The following is a 22,319-nucleotide window of genomic DNA, read 5'->3' on the forward strand; positions in this document are numbered from 1 at the left end:
GCTAGTGAGAGATAAACAAAGTAACATTTGGGGAGGGAATAGGCAAACAGAATTTGTGTACTACAAGTCTATTATTCTGATTATATTAATAAAAGGATAAAAATGAAATGTTACATATTACTCGATGGGAATAGCATGAATTTTATAGACATAATTAATGCGCATCAATTATGTCTATAAAATTAAAGGTATGTTTATAGTCAAAGGTATCTATGCATATTACATAACGCTTCAAAGGGTTTATTTCAATTACAGTCATACGGCTTGAAGGAAAATAACAATCTTCATAATAAGTGATTAATATTTCTTTTTCGGAAATGAATGACTGTAATAGAAGATCTTCAATCCGCTCTCTATCGTTTTGTGGTGATACTCTTATTGGTCCTTTAATAACCTTGCGTGTGCCAGCAGATTGTTCAGGTGTAATAGTCATTTGAATCACTTTCGATGTACCTCTATCCTTTGATATATTTGCGCTACTCATGCCTTATATTCTCCTAACAATATATTTTCTGTATCTTTCTGACCTAGGAAGAACAGTTACTATTTAATTACTATTAATTTAAGCGCTAAATTTCTTATGTTCTTGAACTGAATACACTGTATAAAAAGCCTATTTTGAGAAGTAGTCTGCTATAAAACTTATATAATGAAGAAATTATGACGAATTAGCTTAGTACTAAAAAATTATCAAATTTATCAACTTATTTATAGTAATTTGTTTGTCATTATTGTACTTTTTTGAAGGGGCTAGAACTTTATTAGGATTAAGGGAAATAAGGGCGTGTAAAGATAAATAGAAAGAATATAAAAAAGAAGAAACAATCGACTGATTTTGAGGTGAGAGTATTACTACTCACAAATGATGGGATGTATTGAATTGGTGAATTCTATATATAGGTGAGCTAGTATTATATCTATCTCACCTAGTGTTAAGAAATCGCTTCTATATTACAGTATGATTTTCCCGATATTGTCTAGGGGTCATACTAGTAATTTTTTTGAAAACTCTTGTGAAATAACTTTGATCATTAAAATTAAGCCAAGCACAAATATCCGATAATGGATATGTTGTTAATGTTAATAACTTTTTGGCTTCTTCTACTCGTTCTCTTTGAATATATTCACTTAAAGGAATCCTTACTTCTTTTTTAAACAACTTAGATAAATAAGTAGGAGAAATCTCTAAAAGGCTAGCAAGATCATTGAGAGATATTTCATCGTAAATATGTTTGTGAATATGATTTAGGCATGTAGTTATTGAATTAGAATATGCTTGATTACTATATTCTTTAACACGTTCTGCAAAAGTACATAAGGCATCTTCAATTAATCTATTTACGGAGTACATGTTATCTAGTTTTTCAATGGTTTGGATATATAAAGTACCAAGTGAAAAAGCAATATGTGATGGAAGATTACCAGCTATCGCATATCGAATAGCTAAAGTAATTGCGATAATACCATTGTTTTTTTGATTTCTGAGTTGATCTCCTTTTGATGAAATCGCCGCATCCTCTTGTGGAAATGAATACGCATATTGTATTACTTGTTCTTTATTTCCTTCTTTAATTGCTGAAAAAAATTTACGTTCCAATGACATGTCATAATTTTGCGGATCATGCCGACGACGTTTTGAAATATATAAATCAGGATTTACAATTTTGTAAGAAACATCTTCTAGTAATTTATTTTTTTTCCAAACAATATCTCTATCTAATTTTTCATTGAAAACTACGTAATGTAACCAAATACTTATATCAATTAGAGTGCTTTTTTTAATCTCGGGCAGAAATTGATAGTAGTCTATTCCTTTTTGTATATTAGTACAATTAAAATATTCCATAAGTTTGATGGCCATTTCATCGGACACTTTTGGATAAGTAGTAGGGCCGATTATAATCGTTCCTTTTATATGCTCATGATTTGTTATATGGATGCTAATGAAATTCTCAAGATACTTATTCCCTTTGAAAATTGGGAAATTACAAGGAGCGTTTTCTTGATAAATTTCATTAAAATGTTCTTCTTTAGAAGAATAAAATGGACTACCAATCGTATGAGAAGTAGATTCATATAAAATTTTTCTATCAGTAGATAAAAATTGAACAGGAACAAGAAAAGTTCTATGTACAAGATCACATAAGTGCTGTAGGTCGATGGGATTATTCATTATCTTCTCCTTTTAAATAGTTTTGAAATAACAAATATTCATACTTAGATATACAGTCGTTTCTATAAGGGATAAATTTTTTATTATTCGAATTTTTCTGCTTACATGCAAAGGATTACATATATTTGATAGAAATGAAAGGCGATTTATAGATTAATTTTCGCAGATATTGTATGAAAATAAACATAGCGATGGTACCTTCCATAAAAGTTCTCTTTTATATCCATTATACCAAATTAATAAATGTAAAGGAGATATTTATATGTGGAATACGAAATGTTTCATGTATAAGAATGAATGACAGATACTGCTTTTTAATTCTTAATAAAATCTTAAGAAATCTCCTCAATTTTTATTAAGAAACGATAGTTATACTTAGAAACAAGTTAAAAACTATTGAACGAATGGGGAGAGTACATGCAGCTCATAACATTCTTAACTGAATTTATAAAACATCCGAAACATACCGGTGCAGTTGCACCGAGTTCTAAAATATTAGCAAAAAAAATGGTAGATGTAATTGATTTCAATAGAGCGGAATGCATTGTAGAGCTAGGTCCTGGCACAGGAGCTTTTACGAAAGAAATTATGAAGCGAAAGAAGAAGGAGACGGTATTACTTCTTATTGAAATTAATGAAGTGTTTTTTAAAGAGTTAAAGAGAAAGTTTAAAGGTGAGCAGAACATCATTGTTATACACGGTTCAGCGGAAAATATAAAGAAGTATATGAAAGAGTTAAATATAGACTACATCGATTATGTCTTATCAGGATTGCCTTTTACTTCTTTACCAGAAGAGGTTTCAAAGCGTATTTTAAATAATGTAATGGAAGCCATACATGAGAACGGTGAATTTATTACATTTCAATATTCACTTGTGAAAAAGGGATTTATACAGCACTTCTTTCCTGAAATTACATTGAAAAAAGTGTGGTTAAATGTTCCGCCGGCTTACGTCTTTAGCTGCAAAAAAGAATTACGGAGGGCGTATGCATAATGGAATTACATGAATTATTATCATACATTGAGCAGTACGGTTATTGGGCATTATTTTTCTGTTTATGGCTCGGGATTGTCGGTATGCCAATTCCCGATGAAATGATTGTAATGAGTGGCGGTTTCGTATCATCATTAGGCATATTAAATGTAATTCCCGCTTTTGTCTTAACATATTTAGGCGTTGTATCAGGGCTTTCTTTAGGTTATATATTAGGAAAAGTATTTGGTACGAAAGTACTTGATAAGCTAATGAAAAAGAAAAAAGCAAAATATCTTTTAAAATCGCAACAGATGGTTGGAAAATACGGTCATTATGCGTTAGTTACAAGTTATTTCATACCTGTTGTAAGACATATTGTGCCGTATTTAGTTGGAATGAATAACATGTCATTTAAGACGTATGCTTTATATTCCTATACGACAGGGTTCGTTTGGACACTTGTTTATTTTGTGCTCGGTTCTTTATTTGGACAACATATTGAAAGTATTGTAGCAGTTGCGATAAAGTATGGCGCGTATTTTGGCGGGATCGTTTTTGTTGTTGTGAGTGGTGCTTATTTGTATAAGCAAAGAAGAAATACAGTGATGAGTAAGTAAATAGAATAGAGGTTTATACTTAGGGAGAGTTATTTTGTAGAATAACTCTCCCCTTTAATGTAATAGCTTCTTATTGCTTACATTAGGCATTGTCTGAAATACAATTATATAAATTGTTAATATGATTGTATTGATCAGATTGGCTAATATAGTCATAAAATCACTTGATGGAGTGATAAGAACAAAGATTGAAAGTGCGGCAGAAGCAAGTGGAATGAACTTTTGTAGCGTAGTTAACTTTCCACCTTTATGAAGCTTCGAAGATTGAAAGAAGCAAAGTAAGAAAATAAAGGATGTAAATAATAATCCTAAATATCCCCATCCATCTTCAATATACCAAGGTAAAAAGCTTATTCTCGATGTGTAAATAAATAAATTGAATACTAAGGTGCTAATGATTAGCGTATTTAAAATCGTGATATTTGTCTGTTTTTTCATTTGAATTATACTCCGAAATTTATTTTATCCCGTATTAAAGGGCAGTAAAACCCCACTGATTAAAGTTTTACTTTATTGAGATGCTTTTGCCATTTCCATAAATCGCTTTTCAATTTCATCCAATTCGAATGAGTGGCATATTCTGTGGTCTTCTGTATCTAAAATTCTATAATGTTGTGATAAAATATTTTGTTGGATTTGGTAACCGTTTAATTCTTTTATTTGTCGCCACCATACTTTTCCTCCTAAAGTCTTCGGGAAGTTCGTATTGTAGTGTGTAAAAGCGATCGTTTTTATAATTTCATTCACATCATCCCCGAATGTCATTTGGACTGTATCGCTCTGTTCGAAGAGTGTTACGACACAAACTGCGCCTGCCCATGTTAGTGTGCGTCTTCCTTTTTCAATTTCCACTAATGTTTTCTTCGATAAACCAATAATTTCTGACATTTTATCTTGTGATAAATCGCTCTCAACACGAATGAGTTTTAATTTTGAATTGACTAATCCAATGAATTCTTGCTTGTCCATCATACATCTCCCTCTCTTGTATAGTGTAAAATTACACTATAGGTGTAAAGATGTCAACAATGGTGTAAAGGGTCACTTTTTATTTTTTTGATCTTGCTAATTAATAGTTCCCTTTTAGTTTAAGAAAATGTTAAGAAATCGTACAAGTTTTTATTAAGAAATACACTCTATACTTAGAGACGTCCTATAGAAAAACATAATGAAAGGTGGAATATAGATGAAAAGATTTATCCTTGCATCATTACTTGTCATCATGGCCGGAGCGGTATATTTATTAAATGGGAGCGCTAAGCTAGATCAAATGAATCCCTTTCTTGATATAGAGGATCATTATGCAATTATTGATACAGATGGAAAAGAGTTAGGCGGAAATAAAAGTCGTGAATATACGGTGAAAGCTTACGATCAGGATGGGAAGGAAAAAGAAGTTACAATTGATGGAGTAGATGAATTACAAAAAGGTTCGTACTGGCATGTGCTTACGAGAGGTAAGTTCTTACATGATAAAGTGCAAGTAACGACAGATAAAATTCCTGATGGGGCGAAGGCTAAGTTAGGACTGTAAGTATAAAACCGATTCTTGATGAGAGAATCGGTTTTGTTATTTTATGGTAAAATATAGAGGGGAGGAGTGAGAGTTGTGCTACTCATTGTTAGTCTTATTTTAATTGGATTTATGTGTAGTATGAGAATAGTATCCTTACATATGATAGAACGAGAAAAGATAGAAGAGCGATATGTATATTGTCCAAAATGTGATGCGAAAATTAGAAGAGGCAATTCCGCTCCTTTTTGCTCGAAATGCAATGTAACATTTTAACTATAAAAAATCCAAAATCACTTTGTATGGTTTTGGATTTTTTATGTTGAAAAATCACAGTGCGATTTCAGAAAAATGAAAGAGAAAATGATGTTCTCTTTCGTTTTTTTAGTTAAAATGAGGTGTACATAACAAGGATATTTTAAATGGAGTGTTATATTTGGGAATTCTTATCATAGTAGGGTGCCTATTAATAGGCATCATTTTTATTGGTTTAAGTATGTATAGGTTTGTAAAAGAAATAAAAGAAAAAAATTCAAAAAAAGATAAATGGACAGTAGTGGCACAAAACATTCTAGAGCTATTTTGTGATCCGCTGCACGGAGCACCGTTCTACTTTTTAATTGGTGCGCTCTTTTTTGTAGTGGGGCTTTTATTTCTCTATATGGGAATGGGATGGATTGAAATTGATTAGTTGGCGCTAGAGAATCAATTATATAGTCGTAGTATTAAGAAGGAGAGAGTAAATGCCGATTATAAGAGATATCCGATTAAGTTTTCTAAAGAGAAAAGAGAATATAAGCAGTCTAGAGATATTACAATCAACATCCTCGAGTAACTATGAGGAAGAGATATCTTTTTTTAAAGAAACGAGCTGTATTACTTCTTTATACGATCGACATATGTCAAAGTTAAGAACAGACTATGAAAAAGTTATCTTGATTTACTGTGTGGATGATATTTCATTATTAAATCAGTGGGAGAAGAAATATCGAATTTTTCCTGAATATATGAATGTGTTTGTAGAGTATGGGAGTGTAAAGGATTTTCCATATTTATCAGATAGAGAGAAAAAAGAATTAGCCCTTCAAATCGTTCATACTGAAATGAAGAGTTTAGCTGTGGAATGTGATTGGGATATAGAGATGTTAGAAAAAGCATACAATAAGGTACTGGATTTGGATTATAAAAATGAACTTGTATATATAAAGAAGAGTAGTCCAAATAAAAAATATGTATGTAGTATAATTTGGCAGCATGAAGTGGCTTATGCTGATATGTACTTAGAAATAAGAGAGTATAGGACGAGACGGTTAATCAAAAAGGAAAAACTTATTAGAGAAGAAGATATGTATAAAATGTTTAATCATGTTAGTGACGTGGCTTGGAAATTAAACCATAAAGTAATGTTGATGAACGACAAAGGGAAAACTATGTGGATGTTAACTTTTTTAGAGAAAAACGATCCAGATAATTTAGTTTGGAAGATGGAAAGAATAGGTTAGAAATAGATAAGAAGTGGAGTGCATATGATGGAGACACAAATCGTTATTGGAGTACCTGGTTTATGGAAAGATAGAATGGAATTAATACAAGAAGTTGTGAGTAAGAGTAACTATATGTTAGCAGGCAATATTATGCACCATCAGGAGAAAGAGATTGGCTTTGAAATTGATGTATATGAACAAGATCCATCTTTAGGAGAAGCTTTCTTCTATGCAAGTGGTGAGCGTTTTGATGAAGAATTGCGTCGGGAGTTGGAGAAGCATACTTATACAGTGTATGTTATTGCGAAAGTTGATGATACAGAGAGATTACAAGAAGTGATTGATGTAGGAATGGAACTATTAAATGCAGGTGGACTTGCTTTAAAAGTTGAAACAGCAGGCGTAGCTTATTCAAAAGATGAATGGAAAGAGCTTGCAGAGAATAAGGAAATATTCCCTATGTATTCGCATCTTGTAACTTTAGTGGGTGATGAAGAAGACGGCTATTATTCATGCGGGATGCGAGCGTTTAATCTACCGGATGTTGTTTTAGATGGAGGAATAGATCCAGAAGTAGCTGTAGATTTATTAAATGATTTTAACCTACATAATATATTGGAAAAACCTAATTTGAAAGATGGAGATACAATTAGTTTCACAGAAGATTCTCCAATGTACCGTCTATCTCATTATATAGATGAGCGTTATGAACAAGAGGATCCATTTTATAATCCGTGCGGGTTATGGCAGTTAGAGAGTGCTTCGGCAAAGAAATCTATATTTCAGAAGTTTGGGAGTGTGCTAAAAGGATGGAAAAATACATAAAAGAGCAAAAGAGTATATGTGAGAAATATAAAGCTGAGTATGTAGCATCACCGAATGACTCGAAATTAGGAATAGCACAAAATGTGAAAAGTGGTATTGTTCCAATTAATGGGTTACGAATGCCTGTAGAAAACGGAACGACAGGTTGGTACATTTGGGCGGGTGAAGAAATGGAGACAGAAGAAGATTTCTTTCTTCCTTTACACGTTCAACATATTGATGAATGGGCACCTGAAATAAAGAAATATTTAGGGTTACCACCTGGTTGGAGATTTTTAATTGCTGGAGATTACGAGGATGTGTGGTATGATCCGAATTTGCTTGATGAAGATTTAGAAGAGGATTCAGATGAATGGGAAGAAAATATGCTACAAGAGTATGGATGGTACATGCATAGCATATTAGCGGAAGATAATGATGGGATTCATGCCAATTATCATACTCATGGTCTAAGAGATAATTTTAATCATCAAGATTTACAAATAATATTAAATATGGATCCTGAAGTCGCGCATGGTGTTTTTTGTTCTATAATAGAAGAAATACGTAGTGGGAAAAAGTTTGAACAAGGGATTGAGTATACGAATATTATTGAAGGATATCCCATTATTATGAAGTCTTTCGTAGAGATGGATCGAGAAGTTTTGAGGGTTTTATTACCTGATGAAAGAGGGATTCTTCCTACTATGCTAGAGTGTGATGAATGTTATAAGACTCAATTGGATGATATTGAGGAAAGTTGATAAAAAGGGGCTTGAAACCATTCAAGCTCTTTTTTATTACTATTTATGTCCTAAAATATGCTCAACCTCATGCACACTTAATTTACTTGCTTTAGCAATCGTTTCAAGTGGTATACCAAGATCATACATACTTTTAATCATTTGAACTTTTCCCTGTTGAACCCCTTCTTTTCGACCTTGTTCAATGCCTTTTTCAAGCCCTTTTTTTATTCCTTGTTCCATTCCTCTTTTTATTCCTTCTGTCTCAGCGTGGGCGAATTTTGCTGCTTCATCCATTAAAACTTTCTCCCTTGTATCAGGTTGCTTCTTTCCTTCATTGTATCTAAAAAGAACTAAGGCATGCAAATAGACCATTCTGTTATTTTATGAGAAGTATTATTAGAAAATGAAAGGTAATTATGTCTATGTTATACTCTAGTGAAATTGAAAAATTTATATAGAGGTGAAGATGATATATATGCAAAAAGATATTTTGAAGCTATTAGATAGAAAGCAAAGTAACTATGAATTTCCTGCCTTTGATAATGAATATATGGATATTTCGCAAGTGAAATTCTCTCTTTTCTTTAAAGGTACTAAGGATTGGTTAATGGTGTTTCAAATTGTCGGTGTAGGTTCATTAGGTGTATTTAATGATATTCAAGTATATGGCGATAGAATGAATCATTCAATTGGTGATGACGGTATTTTGCAAGTAAATGATGGAGATTATGAATTATTTGATAATAAAGGTGAATTTATACCGGATATTCATAACGGTAGTTTAAAAATTCGCGATCATCATTTTGAATATCAATTTACAGAAGAAGATTATGCGAATAATGGAATAGAAGTGAAAACGAAAGAGTCTTATCCAACATATTTCATGCGTATGCTTGCTACTAATGACGAAGCTAGAACATTATTATGGTGGAGTAAAGAAGAGGTTTTAGAAGAGTTCGGTTTAAAAGGTGATTGGGAAGTAGCTTATGAAACGGAAGAGTGGCAACATGTTGAAGAAGAGAAAGTAAGTGAAAATGAATTCTTCCAATCAGTAGCTGCAGCGATAGAGAAGCAAGATCCAAGTGTTATTGTAAATAAGAATGCTAATACGCACTGGAAAAATTGGGTGGAGTTTGATTACGAAAACTCATATTAAAAATGAAAGAGTAGATCAAAGCGCATTTTTACTAAAAAGGACTATCCGAAATGTTAAAAATCGGATAGTCTTTTTTCATTACACAACCGCAGGATTATAAATCATCGTAAAGTGCCCTTGTAACAACTCAATATGACACGGTGTATGTAGAGAGCTTTCACCATCTGTATCTACTTCTTTTTCTTCTTCTGTTTCAATATGAATGGATTTAGCTTTGACGTGGAAGATGTCATTTTCATTTGAGTCTTCAAATAGTTTCTTTCCGATATAATCTTTAAAGGCTTGAATGCCTGTTGATTTGACTACGAAAATATCAAGTGTTCCGTCATCACATTTCACGTTCGGAATAAAGGATGGGATACCCCCGAGATATTCACCGTTTCCAACCATAACAAGGACAGCTTCGTCTTCATATACTTGTCCGTCGTAAGTAATTTTTACTGGGAATGTTTCAGCGTTTTTGACAGTTCGAATGGTACTTAAGTAGTAACCGATTTTACCAAGCTTTGCTTTCTCTTCTGCATCAATATTGTTTGATACTTCAGATACGAGTCCAATGCCCCAGAAGTTTAAAAAGTGTTGTCCGTTTGCTTTTGCGACATCAATTGATTTTACATGTCCTTTTGTAATGAGTTTCGCTGCTTCTGCAATATTTTGCGGAACACCAAGTGTGCGAGAGAAGTCGTTGCAAGTTCCGCCTGGAATGATTGCAAGTGTAGGTCTAGTTTCAAGAGGGGCTAAGCCATTTGTGCATTCAAATACAGTCCCGTCACCACCGAAGACGATAATTAAATCTACTTTACTAGCAAACTTCTGACAATATTTTGTTGCATCACCTTGCTTTTTCGTATGAAGGATATGTAGGTCAGGAAAAGCTGCGGCAAGAGGTGGTACGATTTTCGTTAAATTTGTATGTAAGTCGCCTTGACCGGCTTTCGGATTTACGATGAGGAGTACTTTTTCAAATTTTGTCTTTGTCATTTTTATTCTCTCCCTTTGTCTTTTACGAATTGTGATAGAAAATAAACTTCCATCAATAATTGATGGAAGTTTATTTTATTATATTTATTCCGTTACAACTGAAGCGATAAATGGTAAGTTACGATATTTTTCTGCACAGTCGATACCGTAGCCAACGATAAATTCGTCTGGAATTTGGAAGCCAACATATTCAGCTTTTAAGTCCACTTTACGGCGCTGAGGTTTATCAAGTAACGTACAGAATTTCAATGCTTTTGGTTTATGCATAAAGAAGTGATCTTTTAAGAAGTGAAGTGTTAAACCAGAATCGATAATGTCTTCTACGACAATTACGTTTTTTCCAGTAATGTTTACATCGATATCTTTTAATAGTTTTACTTTTCCAGTTGTTTCTGTTTGATTTCCGTAGCTAGATGCAGAGATAAAGTCGATAGTTACTTCGTTTTTAATATGACGAATTAAATCAGCAGCGAATACGAAAGATCCTTTTAATACAGCGATTACAACGATTTCTTCTCCTTCAAAATCACGTTCGATTTGAAGCGCTAGTTCTTTTACTTTTTCTTGTAATTGTTCTTCAGAAATTAAAGTGTCTTTTATTTCAATTTTCATTTGAATCCTCCTACAGTGTAAAACTTGTGAACATTTCGACTGTAAAGGATAGAAAGAAAAAAGTCAAAGAAGATATAAGGTTTTTACAGAAATCCCCACAAAATAATCAGATGATATGATATACTGATTACATTAAGAAAACGCTTCCATAAAGGGTGATTATGATGAAAAAGAAAGAGTATACAAGTGCAACATTTATAAAAGCATTACTTTTAACAATTGTTCTTGGTAGTTTGGCTTACATAATTGATGTACCAGCGATTCGGATTTCACTAATTGGAATGACTTTAGTATTAGGCGCAATTTCCCACGGTATGATGTCACAGCTACAAGAAGCTGGAGTCGATCATATGAAAGATCATATAGATGAGAAATGAGAAACCTTCACGTATAGAGAGTGAAGGTTTTTTGTTTCTTACAAAAATGTAAGGTAGTTGTAAGACAAATCGATAGTTGCATAGTAGTGTTTTGGATAAACTATAAGTGTAAGGTAAAAGGCAAGCATATTTTAGGTAAATTAAGTTTTAGGCACTCTATATGTGAAAAAGGAGTAGGAGGGCATGGAGAAACGTTGGACGACCTTTTCTTTTTTAGCAACTAGCAACACCGTAATGCTAGCTGGCGAAATGGATTTTTTGCACTTGTTTGATCGAGAAGACGATCATTCTTCTTCTAAACTTACAATGAAATGGAATAAATGGAGCGAAAGTTGTAGGTTGGAAGAAGAGACCCCTAACGAAGAGCAAAAGATTATTTTGACCAATCCTATTAAAGCGTGGGTTGTTCAACGTCGTAAGTGTAACGTCAAAAATCACTTAAAGAAAACTGAGCCGAGACAATTAGTTATCACTCCGGCCCTTGCTACTTCTAAGTCACGCGAAAGTAACAAATAAATATCGAGACACATCAAAAAAAGCATTGTATTATACGATGCTTTTTTTTATTTTTACGAAAAGTCCCTTAGCGTAGAAAAGATTTGCTATGATTATGGAGGAATCTTACATTTTGTGTATGGTAGGAAATGGGATTTTAGTAAAATTAGAAAAGGTGTGTATGATGAAAAAATATAGTGTAATTGCAGTAGCTAGTTTATTGACAACAAATCTATTAGCGTTTCCTTCTAGTTCGCTAGCGGAAATTGAAAATAATATAGAAGCTTTACAGAGTATACATAGTGATAGACAGAGTGAATTGCAAAAACAATTTGATGCTATAAAAGAGAAACAAATGGAATTAGAAAAAAGAAAAGATATTTTGAAACAGCAGGAAGAGTTATTTGATAAAGTTGACGAATTAAAACAGAAAAAAGAAGAATTACTAAAACAAGATAGTGAAGATAAAGAAAAATTAGAAGAAGTTCAGCAAAAATTAGATGAATTAAAGAAACAACAAGAAGAACTTGAAAAGAAGAATCCGTTAGAAGTACAAGAAAAGAATAACCAAGAAGAGACAAACTTGAATGAATTAGAGGAACAAAAAAGGAAGAAAGAGCTTGAAGAGAAGAGTCGATTAGAAGAAAACGAAAAGAATAATCAAGAAGAAACAAATCCTGAATTAAAAGAGAAACAAAAGAGAGAGGAATTAAAGAAACAGCAAGAAGAATTAAGAATAACGCAGCAACAATTGGAGCAGCAACAAATAGAGTTAAAGCAGAAAGAAGAGCGAGAAAAACAAGAGCTTGAGTTAAAGCAAAAAGAAAAACAGGAACTTGAATTAAAGCAAAAAGAAGAGCAAGAAAAACAAGAGCTTGGGTTAAAGCAGAAAGAAGAGCGAGAAAAACAAGAACTTGAATTAAAGCAAAAAGAAGCACAAGAAAAACAAGAGCTTGAGTTAAAGCAAAAAGAAAAACAAGAACTTGAATTAAAGCAAAAAGAAGCACAAGAAAAACAAGAGCTTGAATTAAAGCAAAAGGAAGAACAGGAAAAAAGAGAAGTAGAATTAAAAAGGGCAGTGAGTAATTTACAAGCAGCACCACAATCATTCCCTGATGTTCCAGGGTGGGCGGAAGAGTCTGTTAATTATTTAGTGAATAAAAAAGTAATTACAGGAATGCCGGATGGAACATTTTCACCGAATAACGTATTAAGTAGGGCTGAAGCGGCTACAATTATGGCTAAAGTTTTAGGATTAGAAGTTAAAGAAGGGGACAAGCCGACCTTTATAGATTCGAAAGATAATTGGGCATCTTCCTACATTGCAGCGGTGGAAAAAGCAGGCGTTATTAAAGGTGAAGGAAACGGGAAATTTAATCCGTACGGTCAAATGACAAGAGCGTCAATGGCAACAATGCTTGTACGAGCATATCAATTAGATTCGAAAGTTAATGGAGAATTACCGACATTATTTAATGATGTGAAAAATCATTGGGGTGAGAAATCCATTAATATTTTAGTAGAATTAGGTATATCAAATGGTATTGATGGAACACAGTGGCAACCTGACAAATCGATAACACGTGCTGAGGCAGCGCGACTTGTTGCGGTAACAGATCAATCTAAAGATAGCGAAGTAAAAGTGAAAAAGGTAAATATAACGAAAAGTTTCTTTACGTATAACGAGCCATCATTATCATCAGGTATTTCAAATGCGTATGCATCACAAGAAGTAAAGGTATATGAAGAAAGAGACGGTGGATGGATAAAAATTCATACGGATCTGGGTTTTAAGTGGGTGTGCCTAACTGAGAAGAAAGTAAATATAACGAAAAACTTCGTTACATATAATGAATCGTCATTATCGTCGGGTATTTCAGGCGAGTATACTCCGCAAGGAGTGACGGTTGTAGAAGAAAGAGAAGGCGATTGGATTAAAATTCGTACTAGTTTAGGCTATAAATGGGTATGTCTAACTGAAAAGAAAGTACAGATTGATAGAGACTTTACTACTTATGATGCTCCGTCACGCTCTGCGAAAATTTTAGCGTATTATGGACCACAAACAGTAACTGTTGTAGAAGAAAGAGGAACGTGGCTTCGAATAAGTACATATGCAGGATACCAATGGTTGGACACGAAAAAGGAGACAAAGTATTTATCTAAAGTGTTTTTTGCATATGACAGTCCTAGTTTTGTATCGCGTGTATCAGGGAAATATTCTCCGCAAACAGTAGAAGTTTATGGCGAAAGAGAAGGCGGTTGGATTCAAATACAAACTAATAATGGTTTGAAATGGGTTAATGAAGGCAATGTTAATCGTAGTCAAGTGATATTGAACGTACCATCAATTTATCAATTCCCAGAATTACACAATGGCTGTGAAGTAGTCTCTTTACAAATGCTTGTGGAACATCAAATTGGTCGTTCATTAAATAAAGTAGCATTTGCTTTTGAAATGCCTTTTGATCAAACGAAATTAAAGAACTATAAAACATCATCACAAATTTGGGGAGATCCAGATGTAGGGTTTGTAGGTGATGTGACAGGAAATACGCCAGGATATTCTATTAATCCAGAACCATTAAAAAGATTGTTAGATAAATATGCAAGAGGAACTAACTTAACAGGAAATGATTTTTTATCCCTGGAAAATTATGTGAGGAATGGGAAGCCGGTTGTTACTTGGGTAACTGTAGCACTAAATAATCCTAGACCAATTACAACGTGGAAAACACCAGGCGGAAAAACAATTTATGGGCGAATGAATACTCATGCTGTCGTTTTAACAGGTGTCGATGATAATTATGTGTATTATAATGACCCATTTTATGGAACGAAAAATGTGAAAGTGAGTAAGAATTGGTTTGCAAGTATTTATAACCAAATGGGGAAGAAAGCTTTAAGTGTAGACTAAATAAAAAGGTTATCCAAGAGATTATTTTTGGATAACTTTTTTTTATAATGAAATCTTTAACAGAACTCCATTTCATCTGCATCTCATATTTACATCTCTTGTTTATTCTAGTAATACATCCGGTGCGGCGTGATGTATTACTAGAATAAAAGGAGAGGAATAAAATGAAAAAAAAACTATTACCAATTTGTGCAATGGCACTTTTAACAGTGGGATATTCTTCGATAGCGAGCGCTTCTACTGGAACATTAACAAAAGAAGAAGCGGCGCAAGTGCAGCAAGATGCAGCTAAAAAAGAAGCAGCAATTAAGGCCGGGCAAAAGAATGAAGTAGAGAAAAAGGAAGCAGCACAAGTACAAGAAAAAAGTGATATGGCTAAAAAAGAGGAAGCAATAAAAGCGCAAGTGCAGCAAGATACAGCTAAAAAAGAAGAAGCGCCACAAGTGCAAGAAAAGGAAGCTCTTGCAAAAAAAGAAGCAGCAATTAAGGCCGGGCAAAAGAATGATGTGGCAAAAAAAGAAGTAGCAAAAGAAGCTGTAAAGGGAGAAAAGTTACCAAATACAGCGTCAAATAATGTAGCAATGATGGCATTAAGCGCATGTCTTGTAGCGATAGGGACATTATTTGGTTTGAACCGTCGTAATAAGATTAAGGCATAAATAAAATATTGTCCTATAAAGAATGGGATAATTTCATATATTAAAAATGGTAGGTTACTCCTACCATTTTTTGCATGGAGGGATTCACAGTGACAGTTCTAAATCGTATTGGATTTACGTTAATGATAGTAGGTTTATTAATGGGAGCCTATTACGCTTTTGAATGGTATAAAGGAAAAAGTTCTGCACAAGATTTAACGACAGAAGAAATTAAAAATTTTGAGCAGCAAACATCCAAGCAGCATTCTAGCGAAGTGCCAGTAAATGCACAAGTACCTTCTTCTCAAATACAGCATAAAGAAGGAGAAAAGGTAGCTATGTTAAATATACCGAAAATAAAGAAAAAATTTTCTGTATATTGGGAAGCAAATGATGCAACATTGAAAAAAGGAGTCGGTATGTTTGTTAGTGATTTAACGACAACACCATCTGGAGGGGGGCATACTGTACTGAGCGGACATAGGGATACTGTATTTACAGAATTAGGGGAGCTTAAAGAAAAAGACAATCTCATTTTAGAATATGACAATACAATGTACACATATGAAATTCAAAAGATGTGGATTACACATGCGGATGATCGCACTGTTATTGTAAAAAAAGAAGAACCGACATTAACATTGACGACTTGTTATCCATTTGATTATATAGGGGATGCGCCGGATCGATATATTATCGAGGCAAAGTTAATTACGAGTAATTCAAAATAAATTATAGAGCTTTGAATAGTAATTTCTTAAAGCGAGAGGGGGAGACATAGATTATGTCAAAAAACATTTTAATTGTTGAAGATGAAGATATTTTACGTGAAATATTAAAGGATTACTTTTTGAGTGAACAATATAAAGTACTTGAAGCGAGAGACGGAAAAGAAGCTTTAGTCTTATTTGAAGAAGAAGAAGAGGTCGATTTAGTTATACTTGATATTATGTTGCCGGAACTTGATGGATGGTCTGTTTGCCGAAGGATTCGTAAGACGTCCGGGGTTCCAATTATTATGCTGACGGCACGTGTAGATGAAGATGATACGTTACTTGGGTTTGAGCTTGGGGCAGATGATTATGTTGCGAAACCATATAGTCCGCCTATTTTATTAGCGAGAGCGAAAAGGTTGTTGGAAAGTAGAAAAGCAACAAAGAAACCTTTAGAGAATGAAGATGATACTTTATCAATTCACGGCATTCATGTCCATCTTCCGTCACGTACTGTTACTGTTGATGAGGCAGACATTAGTTTAACACATACAGAATTTGAAATATTAGTGTATTTCATGAAAAACCAAGGAATTGTACTAACAAGAGAGCAATTAATTTCAAGAATTTGGGGATATGAGTTTGCTGGGGATGATCGCACAGTAAATAGTCATATTCGTAATTTGCGAAATAAATTAGGAGAGAAAGCAAAGTACATTATAACTGTAGTGCGAACCGGTTATAAATTCGAGGGGAACATATGAGAAAAGGGATTGTACTTAAATTATTTACCCTTACAGCAGCGCTATGTATGTTGATTTTAGCGACGATATTTATTGGACAAACGATATTTTTCAAGCAATATTATGCGAATCGAAAAGTGGAAGATATTAAAGTGAATTTAAATTCTTTTGAAAAGAACTATTTAAATTATGCAGGAAGTGCAGAAGGAATTCAGAAGCTGGAGCAAGATTTTTTAAGAGAAAATAATACGTGGATTACGACGTTAGATCAGAATGGGAATTTAAAACATGCGGATGATTTTTATTTTGAGATTACTTTAGAGCGACGGGAAGAGAAGGAATTGGGACAAAAAACAATCATCATTCCTTTGTACTATCTCATGAATATAGATGAAATTGAAAGTGGGACACTACCTAGTTTTGTAGGAGAACCAGTTTATTTTTATGGACTGAAAAGAGACGACAGTTTCGTCACACATTATTTACAGTTAGCACAGATGAATTTAAGTTGGTCTAATAAACCGTTAAGTAAGAATTTAGCTGAAAAAGAACTGAAGCTGAGTGAGGAAAAGCCAAAAGTTACTCAAGATTCTATCAATGGGGAAAGAAAAAATGTTGTTGGAATTTTGAGTGATGAGGACAAGAAGAGGGCTGCTCAACAGTCGGATTTTAGTATATATGGGACTATTACGAAAGTTCAGTTTCCAGATGTAAAAGGATCTATAAATCCAATTTATAAAAATAGTTTATTCCTAGATAACATAAAAGAATTTCAAACTGATTTATTACAAAAAGAGAGTAATCAAATACAATACTCAACACAAATAATGGACTATGAAAAAAATGATATAAAATATAAATTATTAATTAAACCAATAAAAGAAAAAGACGGATCGGTAACATATATATACGCGATGGCTTCTTTACAGCCTGTAGATGAGGCTGTACAAATGGTACAAGATTATTACATCTATATCATTGCATTTGTAGTCGTTCTTATATTTCTAGCTTCTTTCTATTACTCAAAACAAATTGCAAAACCGTTACTAAAAATAAATGATACAACGAAGAAAATAGCACATTTAGATTTTACAGAAAAAATTCCGATTACTTCAAAAGATGAAATTGGTGATTTATCGCAAAATATTAATACACTATCTAATAAACTACATTCACATATTGGACAGCTAGAACAAGATATTGAAAAAGAAAGAAAGTTAGAAAACACAAGGAAAGAATTTATTGCAGGCGTATCGCATGAACTAAAAACGCCGCTGAGTATTATGAAAAGCTGTATTTCCATTTTAAAAGATGGGGTAGCTGAACATAAGAAAGACTACTATTTTCAGGCGATGGAAAAAGAAGTAGACAAGATGGATATACTAATTTTGGATATGCTTGAATTAGCTAAATTTGAGTCTGGCACATATAACATGAAGGTGGATTCTTTCTATATAGATGGAGTGATTGAAGAAATATGTGAACAGCTTTCATCGGAGATAGAGAAAAAAGAACTGAGTGTGCATAAACATATATGTTCAGCGGAAGTGATTGGGAATCAAAATAGAATTGAACAAGTAATTGTGAATTTTATTACGAATGCAATACGTTATACACCAGCAAAAGAAGATATTATTATTTCCACAATAGACGAGACGAATCATATAAAAGTGTGTATTGAAAATAAAGGTGCTCACATTGAAGAAGAACAATTAGATAAAATTTGGGATCGTTTTTATCGCGTGGATGCGGCACGAAAACGTTCACAAGGTGGAACAGGGCTTGGTCTTGCGATTTCAAAAAACATTTTAGAACTGCACAATGCTGAATATGGGGTGAAGAATACCGAAGATGGTGTGTTATTTTACTTCTATTTACCGAAAAAAGCGTAGACAATACATGTTACGCTTTTTTAAATTAACTTCATATTATCTTTACCTAATCTTTATTTTGGAGCAGTATACTTTGGATAGAAAATGAGGTTATGTAAGGAGTAGATTAGCCGTGAATAGCAATTTACTAGGTGTGATGGTATTTATTTTCTTTTGTGCATTTATCGTATTTATTATTGATATTACTCATTGAGAATTTTGATAAAAAAAGAGCGCTAATTAAGCGCTCTTCTTTTCTGTATTCATTTGATAAGCACCGATGCTTTTGAATAAGCGTGGTGAAGTTGTAAATAAAAGAATTAGTAATACAGTACATAGTATGAAAGAACCGATCATTGTACTGCCGTTTACAATTAATGAATATAAGACAGCCGATTGTCCTTTAGGTGCATATTGACCAAAGAAAATAATGCCAGCAATAAAGTGACAGAAATAACGTGCAAAGCTGCCGACAAATGTGGCAAGTATAATGTAAACGAGTGCTTTTTTGCCTTTGTTCTGTTTTGGTTTATCTTTACGACTGCCAAAATTGGAATGCTCTGCATTACTGTTGTCTGAGGCAAGTGCTTTTTGAATTGGACGATAGAATAAACCAGCAAAGCCGATAAAGGCAAAGGCAATGAAGTACTCAATGAATGCTTGTACTGGTGTTAGAATGTAGGCATCACCTACGACAATTTGTAATAATCCCCAAATTAAGCCTCCTAAGGAAGCCATTTTGAAGCCCCAGCGGTATGCGATAATAAAAATAGGAATCATAGCAAATGAGATGGAACCGCCTGTTGGAAGTTTAAGTGATAATGGTAAAATGTCGATAATCAAGGCGAAGGCTGCAAGAATTGCAGATTCGATCATCGCTTGTAAATTGGTGTTACGCATGTTGTCTCCCCCTAAATCCAAGTTGCACAAAAAAGAATAGATATCATAGGAGGACACGAAATACGTAAATAAAAAAGAGGTATGTATTTCGGACGTTTACACAATCCCTGCGTTAGCATTAACTAACAGGTTCAAAGGGTCGGAACGAAATGTTCCCTCTCAGCGGTAAGGCTCCCCCTGTGATAACGAGATTCTTTATTTGTTATTGTTTATTGTAAGCGAAATGGATGAGAATGGCAAATGCACTTTGTATGACAATTATTGAAATATAATTGTATTGAAATGTTAATAAATATGAAGCAAAAAGATATAGTCCAAGTGAAATAGAGTATGATATAATTTGTTTGAAAATAATTATCATTCTCTTCTGAGGGGGAAGGTTATGAGCTTAGTAGATATTAAAATTGGTGAGAAAGTGTTAGTAAAAAGTATTCAGTCGTTAGATCAGTTATTAAAGCGTAGACTAGCTGCTTTCGGTCTTGCGGAAGGAAGCGAGCTTCGCATAAAACAGAAAGCGATGTTTAAAGGTCCTTGTACATTGGAGTGTCGCGGACAGTTAATTAGTATTCGTCATTGTGACGCGAAAATGATAAAGGTGGAATTAGCGTGAATAAAGTTGCTTTGCTAGGGAATCCGAATACAGGGAAAACATCATTATTTAATGCACTCACTGGTTCTTATGAATATGTAGGAAATTGGAGCGGTGTAACAGTAGAAAAGAAGGTTGGTAAATTAAAAGATAAGCAAGGAACACTGATTGATTTACCAGGCGTTTATGATTTAAATCCAGTTTCACGTGATGAAGGTGTCGTTACAAACTTTCTACTAACAGACGAATTTCATCATATGTTAAATATAGTGGATTCTTCGCAATTTGAGCGAAATATGCATTTAACATTACAATTACTTGAATTTGGTAAGCCAGTTTCAATTGGTTTAAATATGATTGATGTGGCAAAGCAAAGAGGAATTGTTATTAATGTAAAACGATTATCAGAAATATTAGGTGTAACAGTCGTTCCTGTCGTTGCAAGAAGCGGAAAAGGCTGTGAAGAATTACTTGCTACTCTTCATGAAGAGAAACAAAAAGAGAAAAAGCCATTCGTTATTTCATATGGTGTACAAATGGATGAAGGAATCGGAGAGGTAATTGCTCTTTTAGAGACAGCGAATTATGAGCATCCAAGATGGTTAGCCCTACAATTTTTAAGCAATAACGAAGTAGTAGAAAAAGAAATGAAAGCATTACCAATTTATAAGGAACTTGTAGCCATTCGATCTCGTTTAGAAGGAAAACTTGATTGTACGTTAGAAGAGCACATTTACAAAACTCGTGAAGCGTATATTGAAAAGTTAAAAACAAATGTCATTCAGCATGAGAAAGAAGGAAAAATTCCTTTTTCGGAAAAAATCGATAAGTTAATTACACATAAAATTTTAGGACTTCCAATCTTTTTAGCAGTTATGTTTTTTATTTTTCAGGTTACGTTTACGTGGATTGGTACGCCTTTATCTGATATGCTTGATGGATTTTTTGGCGGACAACTTACTGATTGGGTTACAGCTGGGCTCACAAGTGTTGGGGCTTCTGACTTTATTCAAGCACTCGTTACAGAAGGTATTATTGCTGGCGTTGGTGCTGTATTAGTATTCGTTCCACAAATCTTTGCACTATTCTTTTTCATTTCATTATTAGAAGACTCAGGATATATGGCGCGAATTGCAGTTGTTATGGATAGAATTATGGAGTTTTTCGGTTTAAACGGAAAAGCGTTCATTCCGATGATTATTGGTTTTGGGTGTAACGTTCCAGGTATTATGGCTGCGAGAACGATTGAACAAGAAAAAGAAAGATTACTTACAGTTCTTGTAACACCATTTATGTCTTGTTCAGCACGTTTACCTGTATATGCATTATTTGCGGGAGTTTTCTTCCCTAATAGTCAGGCAACTGTTGTGTTCTCTTTATACATTGCAGGTATTGTTCTTGCGTTACTCGTTACAAAAATTATGTCTCTTACTATTTTAAAAGCGGAAAAATCTATTTTCGTAATTGAATTACCTCCTTACCGCGTGCCACAAGCGAAAACGCTATGGTTGAGCACGTGGGAAAAAGGTAAAGGATTTGTTCGTAAAGCAGGTACATTCATCTTCGGTGGTTCGGTTGTTATTTGGTTATTAAACTATGCAGGTCCATCAGGATTTGGTGTTGATATGGGAGACAGTTTCTTAGCGATGATTGGTGGATTTATCGCTCCACTATTCGCACCGCTCGGCTTTGGAACTTGGCAAGCTGGGGCATCCCTTTTGACAGGATTTTTGGCAAAAGAAGTTGTCGTTTCAACAATGGCGATTATTTATGCGGTTAAAGAAGATGTGCTAGGAAATGTAATGGGAGCACATTATACTGCTTTATCAGCGTATGCATTTATGTTCTTTGTTTTATTATATGTTCCATGCTTAGCGACAGTAGCCGTTATTAAACGTGAAACAGGATCAGCGAAGTGGACGATTTTCTCTGTCGTTTATCCACTCGTTGTTGCTTATGTATTAACGCTCATTATATACCAAGTTGGATCCTTACTCGGATTCTAGAAGGAG

25 protein-coding genes, 1 pseudogene and 1 riboswitch are annotated in these 22,319 nt (G+C 33.8%); of the genes and pseudogenes, 18 read left to right on the top strand and 8 right to left on the bottom strand.

The window, feature by feature from the left end:
• Positions 1-154: 154 nt before the first annotated feature.
• Positions 155-484, bottom strand: a complete 330-nt coding sequence (locus CDB3_RS26375; protein ID WP_128856514.1) for a YolD-like family protein — start codon at positions 482-484, stop codon at positions 155-157.
• 462 nt (positions 485-946) lie between these two features.
• Entirely contained in the window at positions 947-2,173 is a 1,227-nt protein-coding gene (locus CDB3_RS26380; protein ID WP_128856515.1) for a helix-turn-helix domain-containing protein, read from the bottom strand.
• Between the two features lie 417 nt (positions 2,174-2,590).
• Between CDB3_RS26380 and CDB3_RS26385 the strand changes: the two genes are divergently transcribed.
• Both CDB3_RS26385 and CDB3_RS26390 read left to right on the top strand, forming a co-directional pair.
• Positions 2,591-3,169 (top strand): class I SAM-dependent methyltransferase, encoded by a 579-nt coding sequence (locus tag CDB3_RS26385; protein ID WP_128856516.1) that lies wholly within the window; start codon positions 2,591-2,593, stop codon positions 3,167-3,169.
• Positions 3,169-3,768: a DedA family protein gene (locus CDB3_RS26390; RefSeq protein WP_128856517.1), complete on the top strand. Its 600-nt coding sequence runs from the start codon at positions 3,169-3,171 to the stop codon at positions 3,766-3,768. Before CDB3_RS26385 ends, CDB3_RS26390 begins: the two co-directional genes overlap by 1 nt.
• A gap of 54 nt (positions 3,769-3,822) precedes the next feature.
• Here the strand turns inward: CDB3_RS26390 and CDB3_RS26395 are convergent, their stop codons facing one another.
• A complete protein-coding gene (locus CDB3_RS26395) occupies positions 3,823-4,206 on the bottom strand; it encodes a hypothetical protein (protein WP_128856518.1) in 384 nt (127 codons plus the stop codon).
• Between the two features lie 72 nt (positions 4,207-4,278).
• On the bottom strand, positions 4,279-4,737 hold the full coding sequence (locus CDB3_RS26400) for a helix-turn-helix transcriptional regulator (protein WP_128856566.1): 459 nt from the start codon (positions 4,735-4,737) through the stop codon (positions 4,279-4,281).
• A gap of 217 nt (positions 4,738-4,954) precedes the next feature.
• Between CDB3_RS26400 and CDB3_RS26405 the strand changes: the two genes are divergently transcribed.
• The 6 genes from CDB3_RS26405 (at position 4,955) to CDB3_RS26430 (ending at position 8,333) form a co-directional block, all read left to right on the top strand.
• The gene (locus CDB3_RS26405) at positions 4,955-5,302 is read left to right on the top strand and encodes a YxeA family protein (RefSeq protein WP_128856519.1); all 348 of its coding nucleotides are present in this window, start codon (positions 4,955-4,957) and stop codon (positions 5,300-5,302) included.
• A 75-nt stretch (positions 5,303-5,377) separates the two neighbouring features.
• Positions 5,378-5,557, top strand: a complete 180-nt coding sequence (locus CDB3_RS26410) for a hypothetical protein (RefSeq protein ID WP_128856520.1) — start codon at positions 5,378-5,380, stop codon at positions 5,555-5,557.
• Between the two features lie 160 nt (positions 5,558-5,717).
• The gene (locus tag CDB3_RS26415) at positions 5,718-5,972 is read left to right on the top strand and encodes a hypothetical protein (RefSeq protein WP_128856521.1); all 255 of its coding nucleotides are present in this window, start codon (positions 5,718-5,720) and stop codon (positions 5,970-5,972) included.
• A 52-nt stretch (positions 5,973-6,024) separates the two neighbouring features.
• Complete coding sequence (locus CDB3_RS26420; protein WP_128856522.1) at positions 6,025-6,783, top strand: hypothetical protein; 759 nt, start codon at positions 6,025-6,027, stop codon at positions 6,781-6,783.
• A gap of 27 nt (positions 6,784-6,810) precedes the next feature.
• Complete coding sequence (locus CDB3_RS26425; RefSeq protein ID WP_128856567.1) at positions 6,811-7,590, top strand: DUF4261 domain-containing protein; 780 nt, start codon at positions 6,811-6,813, stop codon at positions 7,588-7,590.
• Positions 7,575-8,333 (top strand): DUF4262 domain-containing protein, encoded by a 759-nt coding sequence (locus CDB3_RS26430; protein ID WP_128856523.1) that lies wholly within the window; start codon positions 7,575-7,577, stop codon positions 8,331-8,333. The genes CDB3_RS26425 and CDB3_RS26430 overlap by 16 nt, the downstream gene beginning before the upstream one ends.
• Positions 8,334-8,372: 39 nt before the next feature.
• Here CDB3_RS26430 and CDB3_RS26435 read toward each other — a convergent pair.
• Positions 8,373-8,630: pseudogene (locus tag CDB3_RS26435) on the bottom strand (Rpn family recombination-promoting nuclease/putative transposase); the annotation flags it as partial.
• A gap of 160 nt (positions 8,631-8,790) precedes the next feature.
• On the opposite strand from CDB3_RS26435, the gene CDB3_RS26440 reads away from it, so the two are divergent.
• Positions 8,791-9,471, top strand: a complete 681-nt coding sequence (locus CDB3_RS26440) for a DUF7003 family protein (RefSeq protein ID WP_128856524.1) — start codon at positions 8,791-8,793, stop codon at positions 9,469-9,471.
• A gap of 78 nt (positions 9,472-9,549) precedes the next feature.
• Here the strand turns inward: CDB3_RS26440 and CDB3_RS26445 are convergent, their stop codons facing one another.
• The gene (locus CDB3_RS26445; protein ID WP_128856525.1) at positions 9,550-10,452 is read right to left on the bottom strand and encodes a diacylglycerol/lipid kinase family protein; all 903 of its coding nucleotides are present in this window, start codon (positions 10,450-10,452) and stop codon (positions 9,550-9,552) included.
• A gap of 84 nt (positions 10,453-10,536) precedes the next feature.
• Entirely contained in the window at positions 10,537-11,064 is a 528-nt protein-coding gene (hpt, locus tag CDB3_RS26450; protein WP_071744381.1) for a hypoxanthine phosphoribosyltransferase, read from the bottom strand.
• A gap of 161 nt (positions 11,065-11,225) precedes the next feature.
• On the opposite strand from hpt, the gene CDB3_RS26455 reads away from it, so the two are divergent.
• From CDB3_RS26455 to CDB3_RS26485, 7 genes are all read left to right on the top strand, one after another.
• A complete protein-coding gene (locus tag CDB3_RS26455; protein WP_002073368.1) occupies positions 11,226-11,441 on the top strand; it encodes a hypothetical protein in 216 nt (71 codons plus the stop codon).
• A gap of 183 nt (positions 11,442-11,624) precedes the next feature.
• The gene (locus CDB3_RS26460) at positions 11,625-11,957 is read left to right on the top strand and encodes a hypothetical protein (RefSeq protein WP_128856526.1); all 333 of its coding nucleotides are present in this window, start codon (positions 11,625-11,627) and stop codon (positions 11,955-11,957) included.
• Between the two features lie 163 nt (positions 11,958-12,120).
• On the top strand, positions 12,121-14,853 hold the full coding sequence (locus tag CDB3_RS26465; RefSeq protein ID WP_372708560.1) for an S-layer homology domain-containing protein: 2,733 nt from the start codon (positions 12,121-12,123) through the stop codon (positions 14,851-14,853).
• 164 nt (positions 14,854-15,017) lie between these two features.
• Entirely contained in the window at positions 15,018-15,512 is a 495-nt protein-coding gene (locus CDB3_RS26470; RefSeq protein ID WP_128856528.1) for an LPXTG cell wall anchor domain-containing protein, read from the top strand.
• Positions 15,513-15,601: 89 nt separating this feature from the next.
• Positions 15,602-16,222 carry a class D sortase gene (locus tag CDB3_RS26475; RefSeq protein ID WP_128856529.1) on the top strand — a complete coding sequence of 207 codons (621 nt, stop codon included), beginning with the start codon at positions 15,602-15,604 and terminating at the stop codon, positions 16,220-16,222.
• Positions 16,223-16,275: 53 nt separating this feature from the next.
• Complete coding sequence (locus tag CDB3_RS26480) at positions 16,276-16,968, top strand: response regulator transcription factor (RefSeq protein WP_128856530.1); 693 nt, start codon at positions 16,276-16,278, stop codon at positions 16,966-16,968.
• A complete protein-coding gene (locus tag CDB3_RS26485) occupies positions 16,965-18,839 on the top strand; it encodes a sensor histidine kinase (protein WP_128856531.1) in 1,875 nt (624 codons plus the stop codon). The genes CDB3_RS26480 and CDB3_RS26485 overlap by 4 nt, the downstream gene beginning before the upstream one ends.
• Before the next feature lie 219 nt (positions 18,840-19,058).
• On the opposite strand, the gene thiT is transcribed toward CDB3_RS26485, so the two are convergent.
• Positions 19,059-19,718, bottom strand: coding sequence for an energy-coupled thiamine transporter ThiT (thiT, locus tag CDB3_RS26490; RefSeq protein ID WP_071744388.1), 660 nt, complete (start codon positions 19,716-19,718; stop codon positions 19,059-19,061).
• Positions 19,719-19,804: 86 nt separating this feature from the next.
• Positions 19,805-19,906: riboswitch (TPP riboswitch) on the bottom strand.
• Positions 19,907-20,100: 194 nt separating this feature from the next.
• Here thiT and CDB3_RS26495 point away from each other — a divergent pair.
• Positions 20,101-20,328, top strand: coding sequence for a FeoA family protein (locus CDB3_RS26495; RefSeq protein WP_000060510.1), 228 nt, complete (start codon positions 20,101-20,103; stop codon positions 20,326-20,328).
• Entirely contained in the window at positions 20,325-22,313 is a 1,989-nt protein-coding gene (gene feoB / locus CDB3_RS26500) for a ferrous iron transport protein B (RefSeq protein WP_128856532.1), read from the top strand. The genes CDB3_RS26495 and feoB overlap by 4 nt, the downstream gene beginning before the upstream one ends.
• Positions 22,314-22,319: the final 6 nt, after the last annotated feature.

This window comes from Bacillus sp. CDB3, from assembly GCF_002081505.1.
Taxonomy (GTDB): Bacteria; Bacillota; Bacilli; order Bacillales; family Bacillaceae_G; genus Bacillus_A; species Bacillus_A cereus_AT.

What these genes read in the sequence shown, in the direction of transcription:
- CDB3_RS26380 (WP_128856515.1), bottom strand. Translation starts at nt 2,173, where the DNA reads ATGAATAATCCCATCGACCTACAGCACTTATGTGATCTTGTACATAGA.
- CDB3_RS26405 (WP_128856519.1), top strand. Translation starts at nt 4,955, where the DNA reads ATGAAAAGATTTATCCTTGCATCATTACTTGTCATCATGGCCGGAGCG.
- CDB3_RS26425 (WP_128856567.1), top strand. Translation starts at nt 6,811, where the DNA reads ATGGAGACACAAATCGTTATTGGAGTACCTGGTTTATGGAAAGATAGA.
- CDB3_RS26420 (WP_128856522.1), top strand. Translation starts at nt 6,025, where the DNA reads ATGCCGATTATAAGAGATATCCGATTAAGTTTTCTAAAGAGAAAAGAG.
- CDB3_RS26480 (WP_128856530.1), top strand. Translation starts at nt 16,276, where the DNA reads ATGTCAAAAAACATTTTAATTGTTGAAGATGAAGATATTTTACGTGAA.
- CDB3_RS26445 (WP_128856525.1), bottom strand. Translation starts at nt 10,452, where the DNA reads ATGACAAAGACAAAATTTGAAAAAGTACTCCTCATCGTAAATCCGAAA.
- CDB3_RS26440 (WP_128856524.1), top strand. Translation starts at nt 8,791, where the DNA reads ATGCAAAAAGATATTTTGAAGCTATTAGATAGAAAGCAAAGTAACTAT.
- CDB3_RS26385 (WP_128856516.1), top strand. Translation starts at nt 2,591, where the DNA reads ATGCAGCTCATAACATTCTTAACTGAATTTATAAAACATCCGAAACAT.
- thiT (WP_071744388.1), bottom strand. Translation starts at nt 19,718, where the DNA reads ATGCGTAACACCAATTTACAAGCGATGATCGAATCTGCAATTCTTGCA.
- CDB3_RS26395 (WP_128856518.1), bottom strand. Translation starts at nt 4,206, where the DNA reads ATGAAAAAACAGACAAATATCACGATTTTAAATACGCTAATCATTAGC.
- CDB3_RS26390 (WP_128856517.1), top strand. Translation starts at nt 3,169, where the DNA reads ATGGAATTACATGAATTATTATCATACATTGAGCAGTACGGTTATTGG.
- CDB3_RS26465 (WP_372708560.1), top strand. Translation starts at nt 12,121, where the DNA reads ATGAAAAAATATAGTGTAATTGCAGTAGCTAGTTTATTGACAACAAAT.
- CDB3_RS26455 (WP_002073368.1), top strand. Translation starts at nt 11,226, where the DNA reads ATGATGAAAAAGAAAGAGTATACAAGTGCAACATTTATAAAAGCATTA.
- CDB3_RS26495 (WP_000060510.1), top strand. Translation starts at nt 20,101, where the DNA reads ATGAGCTTAGTAGATATTAAAATTGGTGAGAAAGTGTTAGTAAAAAGT.
- CDB3_RS26485 (WP_128856531.1), top strand. Translation starts at nt 16,965, where the DNA reads ATGAGAAAAGGGATTGTACTTAAATTATTTACCCTTACAGCAGCGCTA.
- CDB3_RS26400 (WP_128856566.1), bottom strand. Translation starts at nt 4,737, where the DNA reads ATGGACAAGCAAGAATTCATTGGATTAGTCAATTCAAAATTAAAACTC.
- CDB3_RS26460 (WP_128856526.1), top strand. Translation starts at nt 11,625, where the DNA reads ATGGAGAAACGTTGGACGACCTTTTCTTTTTTAGCAACTAGCAACACC.
- CDB3_RS26430 (WP_128856523.1), top strand. Translation starts at nt 7,575, where the DNA reads ATGGAAAAATACATAAAAGAGCAAAAGAGTATATGTGAGAAATATAAA.
- hpt (WP_071744381.1), bottom strand. Translation starts at nt 11,064, where the DNA reads ATGAAAATTGAAATAAAAGACACTTTAATTTCTGAAGAACAATTACAA.
- CDB3_RS26470 (WP_128856528.1), top strand. Translation starts at nt 15,018, where the DNA reads ATGAAAAAAAAACTATTACCAATTTGTGCAATGGCACTTTTAACAGTG.
- CDB3_RS26375 (WP_128856514.1), bottom strand. Translation starts at nt 484, where the DNA reads ATGAGTAGCGCAAATATATCAAAGGATAGAGGTACATCGAAAGTGATT.